A 21774-nucleotide genomic window follows, 5' to 3' on the forward strand; every position below is an offset into this window, starting at 1 on the left:
CGGTCAGAACATCCGCCTGCGCGGTGAAGACATCGCCGAGGGGCAGACCGTGCTCTCGGCCGGTGTGCGCCTCACGGCCGCCGGCCTGGGTGTGGCCGCCTCGGTGGGGGCGGCCCGGTTGCGGGTGTTCGCCCGCCCGCGCCTGGGTGTGCTGACCACCGGCAGCGAGCTGGTCATGCCCGGTCAGCCTTTGCCGCCCGGCGCCATCTACAACAGCAACCGCCACACCCTGGTGGGGCTGGCCCAAGGGTGTGGTGCGCGCGTCAGCGACCTGGGCATCGTCCCCGACGACCTGGCCGCCACCCGGGCCGCCTTGCGCGCGGCGGCCGAGCACCACGACCTCATCGTCACCAGTGGTGGGGTCTCGGTGGGGGAGGAGGACCACCTGCGCGCAGCCGTCGAGGCCGAGGGCGAGCTGGCCTTCTGGGCCCTGGCGATCAAGCCGGGCAAGCCCTTTGTGTTCGGTCGCTTGCGCCGTGCCGATGGCAGCCACGCGCTGTACATGGGCCTGCCGGGCAACCCGGTGGCCAGCTATGTCACCTTCCTGATGCTGGCGCGGCCTGTGCTGGGTTGGCTGGCGGGCGAGGGCTGGCACCTGCCCCGGGCCATGGGGGTCCCGGCGGCCTTCCACTGGCCCAAGGCCGACAAGCGCCGCGAGTTCCTGCGCGCCCGCCTGGACGAAGCTGGCCACCTGAGGCTGCATCCGCACCAGGGCTCGGGCGTGCTGAGTTCGGCGGCCTGGGCCGAAGGCCTGGTGGACCTCGCTCCCGGGCAGACCGTGCAGCCCGGCGACCTCTTGCCCTGGTTGCCCCTGCCCGAGTTGCTGCAGCCCGCGGCGGCCGCGCGGCAGGCCTGACCATCTGCGAAGATCACGACCATGCGCATTGATGTTCGATATTTCGCCGCCGTTCGGGAGCAACTGGGCTCCGGTGAGGCCCTGGTTTTCGTGGACGAGGCTTCGGCCCCTGCCACCGTGGGGGCCTTGCGCGCCCACCTGATCGGCCTCACGCCGGCGCACGCCGAGGCCCTGGCCAGCGACAAGGCCCTGCGCATGGCCCTGGACCAGACCCTGTGCGCCCCCGAGGCGACCCTGCACGATGGCGCCGAGGTGGCCTTTTTCCCGCCGGTGACCGGTGGCTGAGCGCAGGCGCGACCGCATGACCGAGCACCCCATGTACGCCGACCCTGCAGCCGAGGCGCTGAACCAGGCCCTGGCCTGCGTGCGCGTGGGTCCGGCCGACTTCGACCTCTCCGCTGAGGTGGCCGCCTTGCGCGCAGGCGACCTGGGTGTGGGCGCCGTGGCCAGTTTCGTGGGCACAGTGCGCGAGTGGGCGCTGTCCGACGGTGCCCTGGCGTCGGCATCCGCGCAGGGTGAGACCGAGCGGGGGCAGCCCGTGATGGAACTGGAGCACTACCCTGGCATGACCGAGCGCAGCATCGCCACCCTGATCGTGGCGGCGCGGGCGCGTTTCCCCAGCGTGCGCGGGGTGCGGGTGATCCACCGCGTGGGCCCCCTGGCCCTGGGGGATCAGATCGTGCTGGTGGCCGTGAGCGCGGCCCACCGCGGCGAGGCCTTTGCCAGCTGCGAGTTCCTGATGGACTGGCTCAAGACCCAGGCGCCGTTCTGGAAGAAGGAAATCTCGGCCGAAGGAGGCCGCTGGGTGGACGCCCGCCAGAGCGATGACCAGGCCGCGGCCCGATGGGGGCGCGCACCGGGCCATCCCCCTGCCTTGCCGACGGGGGAGGGCGCATGAGCGCCGTCTGGCTGCAAGGGGGCGCCGTGGCCCTGGGCGCCGTGATGGGGGCCCTGGGCCGCTGGGGGCTGGGCCTGTGGCTCAACCCGATGTGGGCCGGTTTCCCCATGGGCACCTTGGCCGTCAATGCCTTGGGGGGCTTGCTGGCGGGCGTGGCCTACGTTTACTTCGGTCGCTGGCCCAACGAGGCCTGGCGCCTGCTGCTGGTCACCGGTGGGCTGGGTGGCTTCACCACTTTCTCCAGCTTTTCGGCCGAATCCCTCTCCTTGCTGGAGAGAGGCCGCTTCGAGCTGGCCTTGGCCCACACCCTGACCCACGTGCTGGGCGCCCTGGCCTGCGCGGCCCTGGGGGCACGCCTGGCCCGTCACTGCTGGGGCTGAACACCGCGCGCTCAAGCCTTCATTCCATCTGCCGATAAGACCGACAGGCTTCCCTTCGGTCGGTGGCATGTGGCACGTTGATCCCTTTTCCTGTTACGCGGTGGCGGGTGCAGGCTCCCTGGTGGGCCTGGGCCTGATGTCGCTCGTGCGCACCGACCAGCCCCGCGTTCGCCAGGCTCTGACGCTCTATCGCTGGGCCTTTGCCTGCATGTCCGGGCTCTTCTTGATGCATTTCGGGCCTGAGCCCTGGCAGCCCGATTTGCTGAAGGTCGCCATCGGCCTCTCCGGCATGGGCGTGGCCCTGCTGGCCTGGGCCTTTCGCCAGCTCAATGGCCGACGAACGCCACCGCGGCTCGGGCTGGTGCTCACCCTGCTGGTGGGCCTGGTCTTGTTTGCTGCCGCCTGGTCGACCCCCGAGCGCTATGTGCAGGCCATCGGCTTCGTGTTCGCGTTGACCAGCGTGGCCCTGGCTGGCGAGCAGGGCTGGTTCATCCTGAGGGGGCCGCAAATCACGCGCAGCGAGGCCAGTCTTCTGCTGGCTGCGTCGGGCTCGGCCTTCATCTGGGTGAGCATGTCCTGGCATGTGCTCACGGTGCCGGGGCCCTACGCGCCCTACTGGCTGCACCTGCCGGACTGGTTGCTGCCCTGGTGCTGCCTGATGCTGGCCCTGTTGCCCTTGTCGGTGGCGTCGGTCGTGTTCGCCATCATCAATGAGCGCCTCAACCAGCAACTGCGGGCCCGGGCCCTGTCCGACGACCTCACGGGTGCGCTGTCGCGCCGCGGCTTGCGTGAACTGGGCGAGCGCATGCTGGCGCAGCAGCAGCGCCAGCCCCGCGACATCGCGGTGCTCATGGTCGATGCCGACCACTTCAAGGCCATCAACGATCGCCATGGCCACCTGGTGGGCGATGACGTGCTGCGCCATCTCACCCAGACCCTGCGCGACAACCTGCGTGTGGATGCGCTGCTGGCCCGTTATGGCGGCGAAGAGTTCACCGTGCTGCTGCCCGTGCGCCAGCGTGACGAGGCGCTCAAGGTCGCCGAGCGCCTGCGCGACACCGTGGCCCGATCGCCCTGTGAGAGCCGCAGTGGCCCCATCCCGATCACGGTGAGCATCGGCGTGAGTTACCACGGGCCCGGCAGCACGCTGGAAGACGACCTCTCCCGTGCCGATGCGCTGCTCTACCGCGCCAAGGCCGAGGGCCGCAACCGCGTGGTGGCCGAAGCGGCTTGATCTGCCTCAAGCCAAATCAAGCCAAAGGCCTCTTGCGGCGTCCGAGGCCGGGGCCACGGCCTTGAAATGCGGCTGGCGCCCCCCATGTCCCAGTGCAATCGGCGCCGATCTCCGGGGCCTCAGGAGTGCACATGCGACTCGACAAACTCACCACCAAGTTTCAGGAAGCGCTGACCGACGCCCAGAGCCTGGCTGTCACACGCGAGAACCCCTACATCGAACCGGCCCACATCCTGCTGGCCATGTTGCGCCAGGACGATGGCCCCAAGGCCCTGTTGGAAAAGGCGGGCGTCAAGGTGGCCCCGCTGGCCGCCGCCCTGGAGAAGCAGATCGACAAGCTGCCCCAGGTGCAGGGTGCCGAGCAGGTCCAGGCCGGGCGCGACACCGTCAGCCTGCTGCAGGGCGCCGAGAAAGAAGCCCACAAACAGGGCGACCCCTACATCGCCAGCGAGATGTTCCTGCTCGCCTTGGCCGACCACAAGGGCGACACCGCCATCCTGGCCCGCGACCACGGCATGTCTCGCAAGTCGCTGGAGGCGGCCGTGAAGCTGGTGCGCGGCGATCAGAAGGTCGACAGCCCCGAGGCCGAAGGCCAGCGCGAAAACCTCAAGAAGTACACGCTGGACCTCACCGAGCGCGCCCGCTCCGGCAAGCTTGACCCGGTGATCGGCCGCGACGAGGAAATCCGCCGTGCCATCCAGGTGCTGCAGCGCCGCAGCAAGAACAACCCCGTGCTGATCGGCGAGCCCGGCGTGGGCAAGACCGCGATTGTGGAAGGCTTGGCCCAGCGCATCGTGGCCGGCGAGGTGCCGGATTCGCTCAAGAACAAGCGCGTGCTGGTGCTCGACATGGCTGCGCTGCTGGCCGGTGCCAAGTACCGGGGTGATTTCGAAGAGCGCCTCAAGGGCGTGTTGAAGGAAGTGGCCAAGGACGAAGGCCAGACCATCGTCTTCATCGATGAACTGCACACCATGGTGGGGGCCGGCAAGGCCGATGGCGCCATGGACGCAGGCAACATGCTCAAGCCCGCCCTGGCGCGCGGCGAGCTGCACTGCATCGGCGCCACCACGCTGGACGAATACCGCAAGTACATCGAGAAGGACGCCGCCCTGGAACGCCGCTTCCAGAAGATCCTCGTGGGCGAACCGACCGTGGAGGCCACCATCGCCATCCTGCGCGGCCTGCAGGAGAAGTACGAGGTGCACCATGGCGTCGAGATCACCGACCCGGCCATCGTGGCCGCGGCCGAGCTCTCCAACCGCTACATCACCGACCGCTTCCTGCCCGACAAGGCCATCGACCTGATCGACGAGGCCGCGGCCAAGGTCAAGATCGAGATCGACTCCAAGCCCGAGGCGCTGGACCGTCTGGACCGCCGCGTCATCCAGCTCAAGATCGAGCGTGAGGCCGTCAAGCGCGAGAAGGACGAGGCCTCCATCAAGCGCCTGGGCCTGATCGAAGAGGAGATCACCAAGCTGGCGCGCGAATACGCCGACCTCGAGGAAATCTGGAAGGCCGAGAAGGCCCAGGCCCAGGGCTCTGCCACGGTCAAGGAGGAGATCGACAAAATCCGCTTCCAGATCGAGGAGCTCAAGCGCAAGGGCGACTTCAACAAGGTGGCCGAGTTGCAGTACGGCAAGCTGCCCGAACTCGAAAAGCGCCTCAAGGAAGCCCAGGACAAGGAAAACGCCAAGAAGGGCGGCGCCTCCGGCAAGCCCACGCTGCTGCGCACGCAGGTGGGCGTGGAAGAGATCGCCGAGGTGGTGGCCCGGGCCACGGGCATCCCGGTGAGCAAGCTGATGCAGGGCGAGCGCGACAAGCTGCTGGCCATGGAAGACCGCCTGCACGAGCGTGTGGTCGGGCAGCAGGAGGCCATCTCGGCCGTGTCCGACGCCATCCGCCGTTCACGTGCAGGCCTGTCCGATCCGAACCGCCCGTACGGCTCCTTTCTCTTCCTCGGCCCGACCGGGGTCGGCAAGACCGAGCTGTGCAAGGCCCTGGCCGGCTTCCTCTTCGACAGCGAAGACCACCTCATCCGCATCGACATGAGCGAGTTCATGGAGAAGCACTCGGTGAGCCGCCTCATCGGTGCGCCCCCGGGCTACGTGGGCTATGACGAAGGCGGCACCCTGACCGAGGCCGTGCGCCGCAAGCCCTACAGCGTGGTGCTGCTGGACGAGGTGGAAAAGGCCCACCCCGACGTCTTCAACGTGCTGCTGCAGGTGCTGGACGATGGGCGCCTGACCGATGGCCAGGGCCGCACGGTGGACTTCAAGAACACCGTCATCGTGATGACCTCCAACCTCGGCTCGCAAAACATCATGCAGATGGTGGGCGAGCCCTATGAGGACATCAAGGAGGCCGTGTGGGAGGACGTCAAGGCGCACTTCCGCCCCGAGTTCCTCAACCGCATCGACGAGGTGGTGGTGTTCCACGCGCTGGACCAGGCCAACATCGCCAGCATCGCGAAGATCCAGCTCAAGGGGCTGGAGGGGCGCCTGGCCCAGATGGACATGAAGCTGGAGGTCTCGCCTGCGGCGCTGGCCGAACTGGCCAAGGTTGGCTTCGACCCGGCTTTTGGCGCCCGACCGCTCAAGCGTGCCATCCAGCAGCGCATCGAGAACCCTGTCGCCAAGCTCATCCTTCAAGGCCTGTTCGGACCCAAGGATGTGATCCCGGTCGAGGTCGACGACAAGGGCGATTTCAGCTTCGCGCGCACGGTTCACTGACGCGCTAGCGTCGTCGTCAAGAACAGGGGCTCACGAAATGAGCCCCTGTTTGCTTGGGGTTTTCGTCATCGGCTGAATGGCCTCCTCCGAACAAGGGTGTGCTTGCTTCATTTCTGTGGCGACATGGTTGTAACGTCGGCTCCCGTCCTTTCCGTCCGTTCACAAGGGAGTGAAACCATGCGTCCTGTTTGCCATGCCGCGCTGCTGTGCGTGCTCAGTCTGTCTGCTTCATGGGCCTCGGCTGCCTCGCAGTCTTCTGCCTCGATCAGCAACCTCAAGTACCAGGTCTACGACCTGACGCCCACCGATGGGGTACTGAGCAGCTACAGCCTCAGCGGCCTGCCTGGCTCGATGTACTACAACCTCAACGATTACGCCTCGGGTTCCAGCGAGAACTACAACCACAGTCGTGCCGGGCTGACCACCTACAACAAGTCCGTCTCTGGTGAACTCGACACGGTCTCTGCCAGCATCCAGGCAGGCAAGACCGCCTTGACGGTAGAAGGTGCAGCCACCGGCCCGGGTTCCTACAGCGCGAGCATCAACGGGTACGGCTACTACGGCACCCTGACCCTGGCGGCCAACTCGGTGCTCATCATCACCGCTGACGCCCTGGTTTCGGCTTCGGCCAGCAACCCCAGCGCCTGTGCCTCATCCTATTACTGGGGCTGCTCGCCGAGCGAAAGCGCCAGTGCCTCGTCATGGATGAGCCTGAGCTACTCGTTCTCGACCCCTGCCGGTTCGGTCAGCGGCAGTTCCAGCAACAACCTGTCGACCTCGGCCCAGGCGCGCGGGGAATACAGCTACCTCAGCTACAGCGGCTACGATTTTTCCTATCCCGATTGGTACAACCATCCCATCTACACCACCGTTGTCAGCCCGGCTTTCGAGCAGTCCCTGAGCGAGAGCCGTTCGTTCTACGCCGTGTTTGCCAACACCACGAACGTGACCCAGTCGGCCTATTTCAGCCTGGGCGTCAGCGTTTCCGGCTCGGGCACCGCAGGCGCCTTGCCCGCGCAGCTTCCCGCTGCACCGGTGCCGGAGCCCGACAGCCTGGCCTTGGCCCTCGCTGGCCTGGTGTTCGTGGGTGGCGTGATGCGTCGTCGCCGCACCGCTTGACCACCACGGGCCTCATTCTGCCGCTTGGGGCTCGATCTCGGCCTCGGTGTGCCGGTCGGGCTCGGTGGTGTGCAGGATCTCGGCCAGCACGGAGGTGGCGTAGTTCCCGGCTGGCAGGGAGAAGGTGATGGCCAGCTGATCCGCTTGCGGCCAGTCCCACGACATCTCCGTGGGGCAGGCCACCAGGGCGCGGCGGTCTTGGTCGAGTCCGGCGTGCTCCATGCCGTCGCACAAGGTGGCGTGGCGTGCGGCCACGCCGTTTTCAAGGGCCTGCGCCTGTTCGGTGGTGCTCACGCGGCCTCGCCCCCACAGGGGCCCGGTGGGCCTGCCGGCTTCGTCCATCACGTCACCAGTCAGGCTTTGGCCCCACAGCCCTTGCTGGATGCGCAGCGCCAGCACCTCGTTGAAAACGAAGGAGCGCACCGCCGACAGGTAGATGCCTTTTTTCTTCGGGTTGCGCACGCGGATCTCGCGCGCCAGCATGGCCCGACCCTGTTCGACGTTGCCGCCATCAAAGCCGAAGCGCTGCGCGCCGAAGTAGTTGGGCACACCTTGGGAGGCCACGGCCTGGAGGTTGGCCTCGATCGCATCGCGGTCGCCGCTCACGTCGCGCAGCACGATGCGGAACCGGTTGCCCTGCAGGTCACCCGGACGCAGTTTTTTCACGTGGCGGCTTTGGCTCAGCACCTTGAATTCAGGGTGCTGAAGCTGGGTCAGGTCGGGTGTCTCGCCCTTTGGGAAATAGATGCTGAACCATTGACGGGTGATGGCCCAGCGGTCTTTCAGGCCGGCGTAACCCACATCCCGTTCCTGCACGCCGGCGGCCTCGGCCAGTTGCTGGGCGACGAAGGCGGTGTTGGCCCCGTTCTTCTCGACGTCCAGCCAGATGTGTTCACCCTCACCGGAGGGCCACTGCAGTGGCAGCTCGGTCACGATGAAATCCTCATTGAGGCTTTTCAGGGTGGCGGTGCCCCCGCTGGCCGGGTAAGCGTTGGGCCACTGCGGCAGGGTTGTGTAAGAAGCGTCGGTCATGGGAGGTCTGAGGTCCCCCGATGCAGACCGCGACAGGCTGCCTGTTCGATCGGGGGGCGGTCCGGGGCGTGATTCTCCTCTACCTGCGCGCTTTGGCACGCTCAGGCAAGCGGCACCCTGGCCGCCGATCAGGCCCCGTCGATGGCTCCACCTCTTGCCTGCACCCGCATCGTCTCTCCCACGGCCAGCACGGCAAACCGCTCCGGTGCCGTGCCCGCAGCTTTCAGAGCCCGTGCCAGGGCGCGAGGCGGCTCGTCCAGTGGCTCATCGGTCAGCTGGAAGCAGCCCCAGTGCACGGCCATGGCCTGCTTGCAACCCAGGTCGTGGAAGATCTGCACGGCCTCTTCGGGGTTCACGTGCTGGTCCTTCATGAACCAGCGCGGCTCGTAAGCGCCAATCGGCAGCAAGGCGAGGTCGAAGCCGCCGCCCAGCTCGGGCGTGTGGCTGCGCGCAAAGTGCTGCCGGATGTCGACAAAGTCCTTTGAATAGGCGGTATCACCAGCGAAAAACAGATGGCAATCGGGCGATTGCACCGCGAAGCCGCCCCAGAGGCTGCGCAGGGCGTCGGTGGGGGTGCGCGCAGACCAGTGCTGGGCCGGGGTCAGTGTCACAGGGATGCGAGCGTGGGCCGGGCCCAGCGTGTGGGCCTCCAGCACATGGGTGTCCCACCAGTCCAGTTCGACCACGTGGTGGATGCCCCGCCGGGCAAACCAGGCCTTGTGCCCCAGCGGCATGATGAACAGCGGCGGCCCGCCGGCTTGCTGGCCCAGGGCCACGAGCGAGGCCTCGTCCATGTGATCGTAGTGGTTGTGCGAGAGCAGCACCACATCGATGCGAGGCAGCTGCGCCAAGGTCAGCCCGGGTGGCGTGTGCCGCCTGGGGCCGGCCCATTGCACTGGCGCGCAGCGTTCCGAGAACACCGGGTCCGTCAGGATGTTGAGTCCCCCGATCTGCGCCAGCACGGTGATGTGCCCGATCCAGGTCGCCGCTGGCTGCATCCCGAGGCCTGCCCGGGCGTTGGCGTGCACGAAGTCCAGCTCGGGCGCCACCACGGGGATCGGCCTGCTGGGCGCCTTGGGGTGCCCTTGGCGCCAGGCTTGCCAGCGCCACCGCAACAGTTCGTGCCAGCGCTTGCCGCGGAAGGACTGGTAGGTGTTCTGGAAGCCGTCTGGCCGGTGATGGGGCTTGAGCGGGTTGTAGTGCGGGTTCTTCATGGGGGCGGTCGGGCCAAGAAAAAGCCCCGATCGGCTCGGGGCCGTCGGGGCTGGGGCATTCAGCTCAGCGGGGTGTCACGCAGCATGCATCAGGCCACGCTGACCGGGATCTTGCCGATCTTGGCCTGCCACAGCTTCGGCCCTTCGATGTGGGCGCTGGTGCCGCCGCTGTCCACGGCCACGGTCACGGGCATGTCGACCACGTCGAACTCGTAGATGGCTTCCATGCCGAGGTCTTCAAAACCCACGACCTTGGCACCCTTGATGGCCTTGGAGACCAGGTAGGCCGAGCCGCCCACGGCCATCAGGTAGGCCGACTTGTGGCGCTTGATGGATTCGATGGCGACGGGGCCACGCTCGGCCTTGCCGATCATCGAGATCAGGCCGGTCTTCTCCAGCATCATGTCGGTGAACTTGTCCATGCGGGTGGCGGTGGTGGGGCCGGCCGGGCCGACCACTTCCTCGCGCACCGGGTCCACCGGGCCCACGTAATAGATCACGCGGTTGGTGAAGTCCACGGGCAGTTTTTCGCCCTTGGCCAGCATGTCGGCGATGCGCTTGTGCGCGGCATCGCGGCCGGTCAGCATCTTGCCGTTGAGCAGCAGGGTCTGGCCGGGCGTCCAACTGGCGACTTCTTCCTTGGTCAGGGTGTTGAGGTCGATGCGCTTGGACTTGTTGTAGTCCGGCGCCCAGTGCACGTTGGGCCACAGGTCCAGGCTCGGCGGGTCGAGGTAGACCGGGCCACTGCCGTCCATCACGAAGTGGGCGTGGCGGGTGGCCGCGCAGTTCGGGATCATGGCGATGGGCTTGGAGGCTGCGTGGGTCGGGTAGGTCTTGATCTTGACGTCCAGCACGGTGGTCAGGCCACCCAGGCCTTGGGCGCCAATGCCCAGGGCGTTGACCTTCTCGTACAGCTCGATGCGCAGCTCTTCCAGCTTGTTCTGGGGGCCACGCTCCAGCAGCTCGTACATGTCGATGTCGTCCATCAACGATTCCTTGGCCAGCAGCGCGGCCTTCTCGGCCGTGCCGCCCACGCCAATGCCCAGCATGCCAGGCGGGCACCAGCCGGCGCCCATGGTCGGCACGGTCTTCAGCACCCAGTCAACGATGTTGTCCGACGGGTTCAGCATGTAGACCTTGGACTTGTTCTCCGAGCCGCCACCCTTGGCGGCCACGGTCACGTCGACCTTGTCACCCGGTACCAGCTCCATGAAGACCACGGCAGGGGTGTTGTCCTTGGTGTTCTTGCGCTCGAAGATCGGGTCGGAGAGCACCGAGGCGCGCAGCTTGTTGTCCGGGTTGTTGTAGCCGCGGCGCACGCCTTCGTCCACGGCGTCCTGGATGCTGCGGGCGCCGAAGCCTTCCCACTTCACGCCCATCCCGATCTTCAGGAAGACGTTGACGATGCCGGTGTCCTGGCAGATGGGGCGCTTGCCTTCGGCACACATGCGCGAGTTCGTCAGGATCTGCGCGATGGCGTCCTTGGCGGCGGCGCTCTCTTCGCGCTCGTAGGCGCGGGCCAGGTGGGCGATGTAGTCAGCCGGGTGGTAGTACGAGATGTACTGCAGCGCGGCTGCGACGCTTTCAACGAGGTCGTCGTGGCGAATGGTCGTCATGGCATGGGCCTTCGTGGGGCGGGGGAACGTTGGAGGATGGGGCAATGTCTCGAAACCGCCATTGTGCCAAGGACTGTGGCCTCCGGCAGCAAGGCCGGGTTCAGCGCTTTTTCCAGAGCAGGGTGACCCCGATGAAACCCAGCAGGGCGCTGGTCGTGGCCATCAGCAGCAGACCGGTCATCAGTGGGGTGCCGTGGGTCACGGCCCAGTTCAGGCTGCGGGCCAGCCAGTGCGTGGCGTTCACCATCAGCCAGCCCAGGTCCAGGGTCTCGGGCAGCACGGTTTCGCCCAACTGGTAGGCCGCGTAGTAGATCGGGGGCACGGTGAGCGGGTTGGTCACCAGGGTACAGGCTGCGCTGATGGGCACGTTGCCGCGCACCGCCACCGAACCGGCCACCGCGAACACGATCTGTGCCACCGGCATCAGCAGGCCCATGAAGAGCCCCATGGCCACACCGCGGGCCACGCAGGGCCGATCCAGGCTCCACAGACGTTCGTCCTGCAGGTAGGGCCGGGCGGGCCCCAGCCAGGGCGAGGCAAGGATGTCGTCCTTGCCCGGCGTCTGCCGCCGCACGCTGGCCCAGCCTTTTCGGGCCTGGCGTTTCACCACGGTGTGGGACTTGCGCAGCGTGTGTTTCATGGGCTGGGGCGGGGCGTGTCAGTGCGGGGGCTGGTCCGCTGCAGGATGGTGCAGCAGGCGGTCGGTGTAGGCAATGGCCATGGCCGAGAACAGGAAGGCAATGTGGATCACCGTTTGCGCGATCAGCACCTTGTCCGAGTAGTTTTCGGCGTTGATGAAGGTCTTGAGCAGGTGGATCGAGCTGATGCCGATGATGGCCGTGGCCAGCTTCACCTTGAGCACCGAGGCGTTCACGTGGTCCAGCCATTCCGGCTGGTCGGGGTGGCCATCGAGGTTCATGCGCGACACGAAGGTCTCGTAGCCCCCCACGATCACCATGATCAGCAGGTTGGAGATCATCACCACGTCGATCAGGCCCAGCACCACCAGCATGATGGTGGTTTCGGTCAGGTGGGTGGGGGCACCCTCGCCGTGTTGCCCGGAGGCCTCATAGATCGCCTGGAGGGCGGCCTGGTTGCCAAAGGCGGCTTCGACCAGGTGCACCAGCTCCACCCAGAAATGGAACACATACACCGCCTGCGCCAGGATCAGGCCGAGGTAAAGCGGCAGCTGAAGCCAACGGCTGGCGAAGATCACACCAGGGAGGAACCCAGGCTTTTGTCGGGGGGTTGACGGCTGTGTCACTTTGGAGCAGGGATAGTACGGAGCATCAAATTGTAGAGACAGGCGCATGGTTTAGGGAATGCAAGGCTACTCATGCGAGCAACATGGGATAGCAGCGAAAGAGTCCATCACTTGAAGGCGCGATCCGCGCAGGTTTCCAGGAGCTCACGATATGTCCGGCACCACCCAGCCCGCTACCCTTTACCCCGTCCCTGCTGAATTTGCGAGCCAGGCTCGCATCGGCAGCCGCGCGGCTTACGACGAACTGGTGGCCAGCGCCCAGGCCGACTACCCCGGCTACTGGGCCAAGCACGCCCGCGACCTGCTGACCTGGCACAAGCCCTTCACCAAGTCGCTGGACGAAAGCCAGGCGCCTTTCTTCAAGTGGTTTGAAGACGGCGAACTGAACGCTTCCTACAACTGCCTGGACCGCCATGTCGAGGCCGGTCTGGGCGACAAGGTCGCCATCATCTTCGAGTCCGACGACGGCATCGTCACCAAGGTCACTTACAAGGAACTGCTCGGCCGCGTCTCCCGCCTGGCCAATGCGCTCAAGACCCAGGGTGTCCAGAAGGGCGACCGCGTCGTGCTGTACCTCCCGATGTCGGTTGACGGTGTCATCGCCATGCAGGCCTGCGCCCGCATCGGTGCCACGCACTCGGTCGTGTTCGGTGGCTTCTCGGCCCAGTCGCTGCGTGACCGCATCGAAGACGCCGGCGCCGTGCTGGTCATCACCGCCGACGAGCAAAAGCGCGGCGGCAAGAACCTGCCCTTGAAGGCCATCGTCGACGAGGCCATCGCCCTGGGCGGTTGCGACAGCGTCAAGCAGGTGCTGGTCGTGCGCCGCACCGGTGGCAGCATCCCCTTTGTGGAAGGCCGCGACGCCTGGCTGGAAGACGTCTGCGCCAAGGAATCCGATGTCTGCGCCCCCGAGTGGGTCAGCGCCGAGCATCCGCTCTTCCTTCTTTACACCTCGGGCTCGACCGGCAAGCCCAAGGGCGTGCAGCACAGCACCGGCGGCTACCTGCTGCATGCCACCCTGACCACCCAGTGGACCTTCGATCTGCGTCCCGATGATGTCTTCTGGTGCACCGCCGACATCGGCTGGGTCACCGGCCACACCTACGTGACCTACGGCCCGCTGTCCTGCGGCGGCACCCAGGTGGTGTTCGAAGGCGTGCCCACCTATCCTGACGCCGCCCGCTTCTGGCGCATGATTGAGGCGCACAAGGTCTCGATCTTCTACACCGCACCCACGGCCATCCGCGCCCTGATCAAGGCCGCCGAGACCAACGCCGACGTGCACCCCCGCCAGTTCAACCTCACCAGCCTGCGCCTGCTGGGCACGGTGGGCGAGCCCATCAACCCTGCTGCCTGGGAGTGGTACCACCGCGAAATCGGTGCTGGCAAGTGCCCCATCGTCGACACCTTCTGGCAGACCGAAACCGGCGGCCACATGATCACCCCGCTGCCCGGCGCCCACGCCCTGACGCCGGGTTCGTGCACGCTGCCGTTCCCGGGCATCGATGCTGCCGTGGTCGATGAAACCGGCAAGGAAGTGCCTTGGGGCCAAGGTGGTGTGCTCGTGGTGCGCAAGCCCTGGCCGTCGATGATCCGCACGATCTGGAACGACCCCGAGCGCTTCAAGAAGAGCTACTACCCCGCGGATTACAACGGCAAGTACTACTTGGCGGGCGACGGTGCCATCCGTGACGCCGAAACCGGCTACTTCACCATCACCGGTCGCATCGACGACGTGCTGAACGTCTCGGGTCACCGCATGGGCACGATGGAAATCGAATCGGCCCTGGTGTCGCATCCCCTGGTGGCCGAAGCCGCCGTCGTGGGCCGCCCGGACGACCTCACTGGCGAAGCCATCTGCGCTTTCGTGGTGCTCAAGCGTTCGCGCCCGACCGGCGACGAGGCCAAGCAGCTCGCCACCGTGCTGCGCAACCATGTGGGCACCGAAATCGGCCCCATCGCCAAGCCCAAGGACATCCGCTTTGGCGACAACCTGCCCAAGACCCGCTCGGGCAAGATCATGCGCCGCCTGCTGCGCGTGATCGCCAAGGGTGATGCCGTGACCCAGGACACCAGCACCCTGGAAAACCCGGCCATCCTCGACCAGCTGGCCCAGAGCAACTGATCTGGCCCGGCTTCCCGCTGACTGGCCGTGCAGGGCCGGTCAGCGGGCCACCTCCCCACCACCGACTTCCTGACCCCGTTTCTTGACGCGGGTCAAGGTGGTGTCTTGCCCGCCCGGACCTTTGGCGCGCATATTCGAAAGGGTATGCCGGCCAGTTTGGGCCTGCGCGCCGAGGACAGGTTTTGTTCGCGAAACCCTTTTTCTGGTGCGCCATTTGGGACGCTCTGCACCTGCATTGTTTTCGAGGTATGTCGCAAGCCCGCTTGCACGTATGTGTCCGCCAACCGCGTCGATTCCGATCGACCAGGAGAATGAAGTGACCGATTCATCCATTGCCCGAATCAGAGATAACCCAAAGTACCAGGAGCTCAAGTCCAAGCGCAGTCGATTTGGCTGGTTTCTCGCGGTTTTGATGCTGATCGTCTATTACGGTTTCATCTCCCTGATTGCCTTCAACAAGTCTTTTCTGGCGCAACGCCTGGGCGACGGCGTGACCACCATCGGTGTGCCGCTGGGTTTGGGTGTGATCGTTTTCACGGTGGTGATCACCGGGATCTATGTGCGTCGCGCGAACACCGAGTTCGACGCGCTGACCGCCGACATTCTGAAAGGCCAGGCCAAGTGATGTCCCGCAGCAAACAAATCCTCTTCGCCACGCTCGCCTTGATGGCGGCGGGTGGCGCTTTCGCCGCCGGTGCGGACCTGGGCCAGTCGGCCAAGCAGGCCACCAACTGGACGGCCATCACCATGTTCGCCGTCTTCGTGGCCGGCACCCTCTACATCACCAAATGGGCCGCCGCCAAGACGCGCTCTGCCGCCGATTTCTACACCGGCGGTGGCGGCATCACCGGCTTCCAGAACGGTCTGGCGATTGCGGGCGACTACATGTCGGCCGCGTCCTTCCTGGGCATTTCTGCCGCGGTCATGGCCAACGGCTACGACGGTCTGATCTACTCGATCGGCTTCCTCGTGGGCTGGCCCGTGATCACCTTCCTGATGGCCGAGCGCCTGCGCAACCTGGGCAAGTTCACCTTTGCCGACGTGGCCGGCTACCGCTTCAAGCCGGCGCCGATCCGTGCCTTTGCGGCCTCGGGCACCCTGGTGGTCGTGGCCTTCTACCTGATCGCGCAGATGGTCGGGGCGGGGCAGCTGATCAAGCTGCTGTTCGGCCTGGAGTACTGGATGGCCGTGGTCATCGTCGGCGTGCTGATGATGGTCTACGTGCTCTTCGGTGGCATGACCGCCACCACCTGGGTGCAGATCATCAAGGCCTGCCTGCTGCTGGCGGGCGTCACCTTCATGGCCTTCATGGTGCTGGCGCAGTTCGGCTTCTCGCCCGAAGCCCTCTTCGCCAAGGGGGTGGCCGTGAAGGCGGCCATCGCCGCCAACGCCAAGGAGGCGGCCCTCGCTGCGGCCGCAGCCTCGGCGGCCGCAGCCAGTTCGCCTGAAGCCGCAGCCAGCGCCGCCGCGGCACTGGCCAAGGCCGAAGCCATGGACCCGGCCAAGATCGGCCAGGCCATCATGGGCCCGGGGGGCTTCATCAAGGATCCGATCTCGGCCATCAGCTTCGGCATGGCCCTGATGTTCGGCACCGCCGGTCTGCCCCACATCCTCATGCGCTTCTTCACCGTGCCGGACGCCAAGCAGGCCCGCAAGTCTGTGTTCTGGGCCACGACCTGGATCGGCTACTTCTACGTGCTGATCTTCATCATTGGCTTTGGCGCCATCACCCTGGTCCTGACCAACCCCGAGTTTGCAGACCCGGTCAAGGGCATCATCAAGGGCGGTGCCGGCACGGCCAACATGGCGGCGGTGCTGGTGGCCAAGGCCGTGGGCGGCAACGTGTTCTACGGCTTCATCTCGGCCGTGGCGTTTGCCACCATCCTGGCCGTCGTGGCCGGCCTGACGCTCTCGGGCGCCTCGGCCGTCTCGCATGACATCTACGCCACCGTGCTGAAAAAGGGCCAGGCCGACAGCGCCTCCGAACTGCGCGTCTCTCGCATCACCACCGCCACGCTGGGCGTGGTGGCCGTGGTCCTGGGCATCGCGTTCGAGAAGCAGAACATCGCCTTCATGGTCTCACTGGCCTTCGCCATCGCCGCTTCGGCCAACTTCCCCGTGCTTTTCCTCTCGATGATGTGGAAGGGGTGCACCACCAAGGGGGCCGTGATTGGCGGCTTCCTGGGGCTGGTGTCGTCGGTGGGCCTGACCGTGGCTTCGCCCTCGGTCTGGGAAGTCACCCTCGGTCATCCGGCCGGCTCGGCCTGGTTCCCCTACAGCTCGCCCGCGCTGTTCTCGATGACCATCGGTTTTGTGGGCGTCTGGCTGTTCTCCTTGCTGGACAACAGCGAGCAGGCCCAGTCCGAACGGGCCGCTTTCGAAGCCCAGCAGGTTCGCTCTGAAACCGGTTATGGCGCCGAGGGCCCATCGGGCCACTGATAAGCACCCAGGGTTATCCAGCAAAAAGGCCGACGGTTATGTCGGCCTTTTTTTGTGTCCGTGAATATGAGGGGGGGCCGCTGTGCAAAAACAAGCACATATATCAGGGTCGCCCCCATCACGTTTGGATACACGATCCCCTAGATTAAGGGGGTGAGTGCATCACCCGTGTGCTCTGTTTATCGCTACGACAAGGAGCTTTCACATGGCAACCACCAGTGTCCACAGTGCGCCCATGACGGCGGAGGAAAAGAAAGTCATCTTTGCCTCCAGTCTGGGCACCGTTTTCGAATGGTATGACTTCTACCTGTATGGCTCGCTGGCGGCCATCATCGCGAAGCAGTTCTTCGCCGGGCTGGATCCCACCTCGGCCTTCATTTTTGCCTTGCTGGCCTTTGCGGCGGGCTTCATCGTGCGCCCATTCGGAGCCCTGGTGTTTGGTCGCCTCGGCGACATGATCGGTCGCAAATACACCTTCCTGGTCACCATCCTGCTGATGGGCGCCTCCACTTTCATCGTGGGCATCCTGCCCAACTATGCCGCCATTGGCGCGGCGGCGCCGGTCATCCTGATCGTCCTGCGCCTGCTTCAGGGCCTGGCGCTGGGCGGTGAATACGGTGGCGCCGCCACCTACGTGGCCGAGCATGCGCCCCATGGTCGCCGGGGCGCCTACACCGCCTGGATCCAGACCACGGCCACACTGGGCCTGTTCCTGTCGCTGCTGGTCATCCTGGGCACCCGCACCGTGATCGGTGAGGACGCCTTCCAGGAATGGGGATGGCGCGTTCCGTTCATCGTTTCGATTGCCCTGCTCGCCATCAGCGTGTGGATCCGTCTGAGCATGAACGAATCGCCCGCCTTCAAGAAGATGAAGGCCGAAGGCAAGACCTCCAAGGCGCCGCTGTCCGAGTCTTTTGGTCAGTGGAAGAACCTCAAGATCGTGATCCTGGCCCTGGTGGGGCTGGTTGCTGGTCAGGCCGTCGTCTGGTACACCGGTCAGTTCTATGCCCTGTTCTTCCTGACCCAGGCCCTGAAGGTCGATGGCGCCACCGCCAACATCCTGGTGGCCATCTCCCTGCTGATCGGCACCCCGTTCTTCGTGGTTTTCGGCACCCTGTCCGACAAGATCGGCCGCAAGCCCATCATCCTTGGCGGTTGCCTGGTCGCAGCCCTGACCTACTTCCCGCTGTTCAAGGCCCTGACCGAAGCCGCCAACCCCGACCTGGCCAAAGCCCAGGCCACCGCGCCCGTCACCCTGACCGCCGACAACAGCGAGTGCTCCTTCCAGTTCAACCCCACGGGCACGGCCAAGTTCACCAGCTCTTGCGACATCGCCAAGCAGTTGCTGGCCGCGAACTCGGTCAACTACGAGAACGTGGCCGGTGCAGCCGGGACCACCGCCTTCATCAAGGTGGGTGACACCGTGATCCAGGCTTACTCGCCCACCAAGGTCACCGACGCCGATGTGCCGGCCGCCAAGGAAGCGGCCACCAAGGCCATCGACGGCGCGGCCAAGAAGCTGGAAGAGGCCCAGGCCTCGGGTGACGCCACCAAGCTGAAGGACGCCGAAAAGGGCCTCAAGGAAGCCAAGGGCAACCTGGCCGCCTTCGACAAGGACCCCAAGGCTGCCGCAGCCAAGGTGATCGATGGCCAGTTCAAGAAGGCCGTCAACGGTGCGCTGAAGGCCGCGGGCTACCCGGCCAAGGCCGATCCGGCCAAGTTGAACAAGCCGTTGATCATTGCCATCCTGACCCTGCTGGTGCTTTACGTGACCGCGGTGTATGGCCCGATAGCGGCCATGCTGGTCGAGATGTTCCCGACCCGCATCCGTTACACCTCGATGAGCCTGCCGTACCACATCGGCAACGGCTGGTTTGGCGGCCTGCTGCCCACAACGGCCTTCGCCATCGTGGCCCAGACCGGCAACATCTACAACGGCCTGTGGTACCCGATCATCGTGGCCCTGGCCACCTTCGTGATCGGTCTGCTCTTCGTGAAGGAAACCAAGGACGTCGACATCTACGCCGGCGACTGATGTGCCCTGGCGCCCATGAAAAAGCCCCGCAAGAGCGGGGCTTTTTTTGTGCCTGCGCGGCGAGAGGGGCCGTGCGGGCAGGGGAGGGGCCGAAGCGAGAGTCGGTTCGGTCGCCTCACTTCATGTCATGCCGCCTCACTTGAGGGACAGGATCCACTGGACCAGTTCCTTGGCTTCGGCTTCGTTCACTTGCGGGTTGGCCGGCATGGCCACCGGGCCCCAGGCGCCAGCGCCGCCCTTCAGCACCTTTTCGACCAGCTTGGCTTCAGCACCCTTTTCGCCCTTGTATTTCTTGGCCACATCCTTGTAGCCGGGGCCAATGACCTTCTGGTCCACGCCATGGCAGGCCAGGCAGGACTTCTTCTGGGCCAGTTCGAGGTTGGCCATTGCGGGCGTGGCGGCGGCCACGGTGAGGGCCGCGGCAGCGATCAGCGAGGGCAGGAATGTCATGGGCGTCCTTTCTTGGTCTGTGAACTAAAGTAGAGCCAGATTTATAAACGTTTCGCCCTGTTTTGGGTTGACCTTGTGTGTCCCGATTTGCACCAATGGGTGCAGGAGTTCTGATCATGTGGTTTGTGGCGGTCGGAGTGCTCATGCTGGTCATGAACATCGCGGGCATCGGCCCCGTCGGTGAATGGACCTGGGCCGACAAGTGGTGGCTCATGCTGGCGCCATTTGGCCTGGCGATGGCCTGGTGGGGCTGGGCCGATCTGAGCGGCTGGACCCAGCGCAAGGCCATGGCCAAGATGGACGCCAAACGCGAAGCCCGGCGCCAGAAAAGCCTGGACGCCCTCGGCCTGCAAGACCCTCGTCGCCGCAAGCGCTGAAGCCCGCATTGCCCCATGGGAAGCCCCAGGGGATAAAATCGCGGGTTCTCACAAAAACACCCCACCCCGGAGTCCCGCTCATGCCCCAGTACCGTTCCCGCACCTCCACCGCCGGTCGCAACATGGCAGGTGCACGCGCCTTGTGGCGTGCCACAGGCATGAAGGACGGCGACTTCGAGAAGCCGATCATCGCCATCGCCAACAGCTTCACGCAGTTCGTGCCCGGTCACGTGCACCTGAAGGACCTGGGGCAACTGGTGGCCCGTGAAATCGAGGCCGCAGGCGGTGTCGCCAAGGAATTCAACACCATCGCGGTCGACGACGGCATCGCCATGGGCCACGGTGGCATGCTGTACTCGCTGCCCTCGCGCGACCTGATCGCCGACAGCGTCGAGTACATGGTCAATGCCCACACGGCCGATGCGCTGGTGTGCATCTCCAACTGCGACAAGATCACCCCGGGCATGCTGATGGCCGCGCTGCGCCTGAACATCCCCGTCATCTTCGTTTCCGGTGGCCCGATGGAAGCCGGCAAGGCCAAGATCGAAGGCAAGGTCATCGCCCTTGACCTGGTGGACGCCATGGTCAAGGCCGCCGACAAGTCTTGCTCCGATGAAGAAGTGGCCCAGGTCGAGCGCTCTGCCTGCCCGACCTGCGGTTCCTGCTCGGGCATGTTCACGGCCAACTCCATGAACTGCCTGACCGAGGCCCTGGGCCTGTCCCTGCCCGGCAACGGCACCACCCTGGCGACCCATGCCGACCGCGAAAAGCTCTTCCGCCAGGCAGGCCGCTCCATCGTGGCACTGGCCAAGCGCTATTACGAAGAAGGCGACGAGTCGGCCCTGCCGCGCAACATCGCCAACTTCAAGGCGTTCGAGAACGCCATCAGCCTTGACGTGGCCATGGGCGGCTCCACCAACACCGTGCTGCATCTTCTGGCAGCGGCCAAGGAAGGTGGCGTGAACTTCACCATGCAGGACATCGACCGCATCTCGCGCCGCGTGCCCTGCCTGAGCAAGGTGGCCCCGGCCGTGCCCGATGTGCACATCGAAGACGTGCACCGTGCAGGCGGCATCTTCGCCATCCTGGGTGAACTCGCCCGTGGCGGCCTGCTGCACACCGATGTGCCCACCGTGCACACACCGACCATGGCCGACGCCATCGCCCAGTGGGACGTTGCCGTCACGCAGGACGAGGCCGTGCACACCTTCTTCAAGGCCGCACCCGGTGGCGTCCCCACGCAAGTGGCCTTCTCGCAAGACAGCCGCTGGAAGGCGCTGGACCTCGATCGTGCCAAGGGTGTGATCCGCGCCAAGGAACACGCCTTCACCGCCGACGGCGGCCTGGCCGTGCTCTACGGCAACATCGCCGAGAAGGGCTGCATCGTCAAGACGGCGGGTGTCGACGAATCCATCTGGAAGTTCACCGGCAAGGCCCGTGTCTTCGAAAGCCAGGACGACGCCGTGGAAGGCATCCTGGGCGAGGTGGTGCAGGCCGGTGACGTTGTCATCATCCGCTACGAAGGCCCCAAGGGCGGTCCCGGCATGCAGGAGATGCTCTACCCCACGTCGTACCTGAAGAGCCGTGGTCTGGGCAAGCAGTGCGCCTTGCTGACAGACGGCCGCTTCTCTGGCGGCACGTCGGGCCTGTCCATCGGCCACGCTTCGCCTGAAGCGGCCCAAGGCGGCGCCATCGCCCTGGTTGAAGACGGTGACAGCATCGAGATCGACATCCCGAATCGCCGCATCCACCTGGCCATCAGCGACACCGAGCTGGCCGCACGCCGCGCAGCCATGGAAGCCAAGGGTGAGCAGGCCTGGAAGCCGGCCAAGCGCGAGCGCTACGTCTCGGCTGCGTTGCAGGCCTACGCCCTGTTGACCACCTCGGCCGACACTGGTGCGGTGCGTGATCTTTCCCAGATCAAGCGCTGACCGATCTCGACCTCACCAGCAAAAAGGGCCCTCGGGCCCTTTTTTCATGTGCCATCGCTGTGGCATGCGGATGTG

The 21774-nt window shown here is 65.6% G+C and carries 19 protein-coding genes; 13 read left to right on the plus strand and 6 right to left on the minus strand.

Annotated features, from left to right (window positions below):
* From QZ994_RS07125 to QZ994_RS07155, 7 genes are all read left to right on the plus strand, one after another.
* Window positions 1–856: molybdopterin molybdotransferase MoeA (locus tag QZ994_RS07125; protein WP_290870230.1), on the plus strand; the 856-nt coding region annotated here is incomplete at its 5' end.
* Window positions 857–877: 21 nt separating this feature from the next.
* A complete protein-coding gene (locus QZ994_RS07130; RefSeq protein WP_290870233.1) occupies window positions 878–1141 on the plus strand; it encodes a MoaD/ThiS family protein in 264 nt (87 codons plus the stop codon).
* Window positions 1142–1172: 31 nt separating this feature from the next.
* Window positions 1173–1754 carry a molybdenum cofactor biosynthesis protein MoaE gene (locus tag QZ994_RS07135; protein WP_290870294.1) on the plus strand — a complete coding sequence of 194 codons (582 nt, stop codon included), beginning with the start codon at window positions 1173–1175 and terminating at the stop codon, window positions 1752–1754.
* The gene (crcB, locus tag QZ994_RS07140) at window positions 1751–2134 is read left to right on the plus strand and encodes a fluoride efflux transporter CrcB (protein WP_290870235.1); all 384 of its coding nucleotides are present in this window, start codon (window positions 1751–1753) and stop codon (window positions 2132–2134) included. The genes QZ994_RS07135 and crcB overlap by 4 nt, the downstream gene beginning before the upstream one ends.
* 67 nt (window positions 2135–2201) lie before the next feature.
* Complete coding sequence (locus QZ994_RS07145) at window positions 2202–3368, plus strand: GGDEF domain-containing protein (RefSeq protein WP_290870237.1); 1167 nt, start codon at window positions 2202–2204, stop codon at window positions 3366–3368.
* A gap of 131 nt (window positions 3369–3499) precedes the next feature.
* Window positions 3500–6097, plus strand: a complete 2598-nt coding sequence (gene clpB / locus QZ994_RS07150) for an ATP-dependent chaperone ClpB (protein WP_290870240.1) — start codon at window positions 3500–3502, stop codon at window positions 6095–6097.
* Between the two features lie 177 nt (window positions 6098–6274).
* Window positions 6275–7216 (plus strand): PEP-CTERM sorting domain-containing protein, encoded by a 942-nt coding sequence (locus QZ994_RS07155; protein WP_290870242.1) that lies wholly within the window; start codon window positions 6275–6277, stop codon window positions 7214–7216.
* Between the two features lie 12 nt (window positions 7217–7228).
* Here the strand turns inward: QZ994_RS07155 and truD are convergent, their stop codons facing one another.
* The 5 genes from truD to QZ994_RS07180 all read right to left on the minus strand — a co-directional run bounded on the left by truD (window position 7229) and on the right by QZ994_RS07180 (window position 12342).
* Window positions 7229–8248: a tRNA pseudouridine(13) synthase TruD gene (truD, locus tag QZ994_RS07160; protein ID WP_290870245.1), complete on the minus strand. Its 1020-nt coding sequence runs from the start codon at window positions 8246–8248 to the stop codon at window positions 7229–7231.
* Window positions 8249–8376: 128 nt separating this feature from the next.
* Window positions 8377–9462 (minus strand): MBL fold metallo-hydrolase, encoded by a 1086-nt coding sequence (locus QZ994_RS07165; RefSeq protein WP_290870248.1) that lies wholly within the window; start codon window positions 9460–9462, stop codon window positions 8377–8379.
* Between the two features lie 89 nt (window positions 9463–9551).
* Complete coding sequence (locus tag QZ994_RS07170; protein WP_290870250.1) at window positions 9552–11078, minus strand: fumarate hydratase; 1527 nt, start codon at window positions 11076–11078, stop codon at window positions 9552–9554.
* 100 nt (window positions 11079–11178) lie between these two features.
* On the minus strand, window positions 11179–11718 hold the full coding sequence (locus QZ994_RS07175; RefSeq protein WP_290870253.1) for a DUF2062 domain-containing protein: 540 nt from the start codon (window positions 11716–11718) through the stop codon (window positions 11179–11181).
* 18 nt (window positions 11719–11736) lie between these two features.
* Window positions 11737–12342 (minus strand): TIGR00645 family protein, encoded by a 606-nt coding sequence (locus tag QZ994_RS07180; protein WP_290870256.1) that lies wholly within the window; start codon window positions 12340–12342, stop codon window positions 11737–11739.
* 151 nt (window positions 12343–12493) lie between these two features.
* Here QZ994_RS07180 and acs point away from each other — a divergent pair, with 151 nt between their 5' ends.
* From acs to QZ994_RS07200, 4 genes are all read left to right on the plus strand, one after another.
* The gene (acs, locus tag QZ994_RS07185; protein ID WP_290870259.1) at window positions 12494–14467 is read left to right on the plus strand and encodes an acetate--CoA ligase; all 1974 of its coding nucleotides are present in this window, start codon (window positions 12494–12496) and stop codon (window positions 14465–14467) included.
* A 316-nt stretch (window positions 14468–14783) separates the two neighbouring features.
* The gene (locus QZ994_RS07190) at window positions 14784–15092 is read left to right on the plus strand and encodes a DUF485 domain-containing protein (protein ID WP_290870262.1); all 309 of its coding nucleotides are present in this window, start codon (window positions 14784–14786) and stop codon (window positions 15090–15092) included.
* On the plus strand, window positions 15092–16906 hold the full coding sequence (locus QZ994_RS07195; RefSeq protein ID WP_290870265.1) for a cation acetate symporter: 1815 nt from the start codon (window positions 15092–15094) through the stop codon (window positions 16904–16906). The genes QZ994_RS07190 and QZ994_RS07195 overlap by 1 nt, the downstream gene beginning before the upstream one ends.
* A gap of 205 nt (window positions 16907–17111) precedes the next feature.
* Window positions 17112–18941 carry an MFS transporter gene (locus QZ994_RS07200; protein ID WP_290870268.1) on the plus strand — a complete coding sequence of 610 codons (1830 nt, stop codon included), beginning with the start codon at window positions 17112–17114 and terminating at the stop codon, window positions 18939–18941.
* 135 nt (window positions 18942–19076) lie between these two features.
* Here QZ994_RS07200 and QZ994_RS07205 read toward each other — a convergent pair whose 3' ends face one another.
* On the minus strand, window positions 19077–19391 hold the full coding sequence (locus QZ994_RS07205) for a c-type cytochrome (protein WP_290870271.1): 315 nt from the start codon (window positions 19389–19391) through the stop codon (window positions 19077–19079).
* A gap of 116 nt (window positions 19392–19507) precedes the next feature.
* Here QZ994_RS07205 and QZ994_RS07210 point away from each other — a divergent pair, with 116 nt between their 5' ends.
* Entirely contained in the window at window positions 19508–19768 is a 261-nt protein-coding gene (locus QZ994_RS07210) for a TIGR04438 family Trp-rich protein (protein WP_290870274.1), read from the plus strand.
* Between the two features lie 80 nt (window positions 19769–19848).
* The gene (gene ilvD, locus QZ994_RS07215; RefSeq protein ID WP_290870277.1) at window positions 19849–21699 is read left to right on the plus strand and encodes a dihydroxy-acid dehydratase; all 1851 of its coding nucleotides are present in this window, start codon (window positions 19849–19851) and stop codon (window positions 21697–21699) included.
* Window positions 21700–21774: the final 75 nt, after the last annotated feature.

This window comes from Aquabacterium sp. (assembly GCF_021768455.1).
Lineage (GTDB): Bacteria > Pseudomonadota > Gammaproteobacteria > Burkholderiales > Burkholderiaceae_C > Aquabacterium.

Excerpts from the sequence above, each read along its gene's own strand:
- QZ994_RS07165 (WP_290870248.1), bottom strand. The coding sequence starts at position 9,462 with ATGAAGAACCCGCACTACAACCCGCTCAAGCCCCATCACCGGCCAGAC.
- QZ994_RS07135 (WP_290870294.1), top strand. The coding sequence starts at position 1,173 with ATGTACGCCGACCCTGCAGCCGAGGCGCTGAACCAGGCCCTGGCCTGC.
- QZ994_RS07170 (WP_290870250.1), bottom strand. The coding sequence starts at position 11,078 with ATGACGACCATTCGCCACGACGACCTCGTTGAAAGCGTCGCAGCCGCG.
- crcB (WP_290870235.1), top strand. The coding sequence starts at position 1,751 with ATGAGCGCCGTCTGGCTGCAAGGGGGCGCCGTGGCCCTGGGCGCCGTG.
- acs (WP_290870259.1), top strand. The coding sequence starts at position 12,494 with ATGTCCGGCACCACCCAGCCCGCTACCCTTTACCCCGTCCCTGCTGAA.
- QZ994_RS07200 (WP_290870268.1), top strand. The coding sequence starts at position 17,112 with ATGGCAACCACCAGTGTCCACAGTGCGCCCATGACGGCGGAGGAAAAG.
- QZ994_RS07205 (WP_290870271.1), bottom strand. The coding sequence starts at position 19,391 with ATGACATTCCTGCCCTCGCTGATCGCTGCCGCGGCCCTCACCGTGGCC.
- truD (WP_290870245.1), bottom strand. The coding sequence starts at position 8,248 with ATGACCGACGCTTCTTACACAACCCTGCCGCAGTGGCCCAACGCTTAC.
- QZ994_RS07130 (WP_290870233.1), top strand. The coding sequence starts at position 878 with ATGCGCATTGATGTTCGATATTTCGCCGCCGTTCGGGAGCAACTGGGC.
- QZ994_RS07195 (WP_290870265.1), top strand. The coding sequence starts at position 15,092 with ATGTCCCGCAGCAAACAAATCCTCTTCGCCACGCTCGCCTTGATGGCG.
- QZ994_RS07175 (WP_290870253.1), bottom strand. The coding sequence starts at position 11,718 with ATGAAACACACGCTGCGCAAGTCCCACACCGTGGTGAAACGCCAGGCC.
- ilvD (WP_290870277.1), top strand. The coding sequence starts at position 19,849 with ATGCCCCAGTACCGTTCCCGCACCTCCACCGCCGGTCGCAACATGGCA.
- QZ994_RS07210 (WP_290870274.1), top strand. The coding sequence starts at position 19,508 with ATGTGGTTTGTGGCGGTCGGAGTGCTCATGCTGGTCATGAACATCGCG.
- clpB (WP_290870240.1), top strand. The coding sequence starts at position 3,500 with ATGCGACTCGACAAACTCACCACCAAGTTTCAGGAAGCGCTGACCGAC.
- QZ994_RS07145 (WP_290870237.1), top strand. The coding sequence starts at position 2,202 with ATGTGGCACGTTGATCCCTTTTCCTGTTACGCGGTGGCGGGTGCAGGC.
- QZ994_RS07155 (WP_290870242.1), top strand. The coding sequence starts at position 6,275 with ATGCGTCCTGTTTGCCATGCCGCGCTGCTGTGCGTGCTCAGTCTGTCT.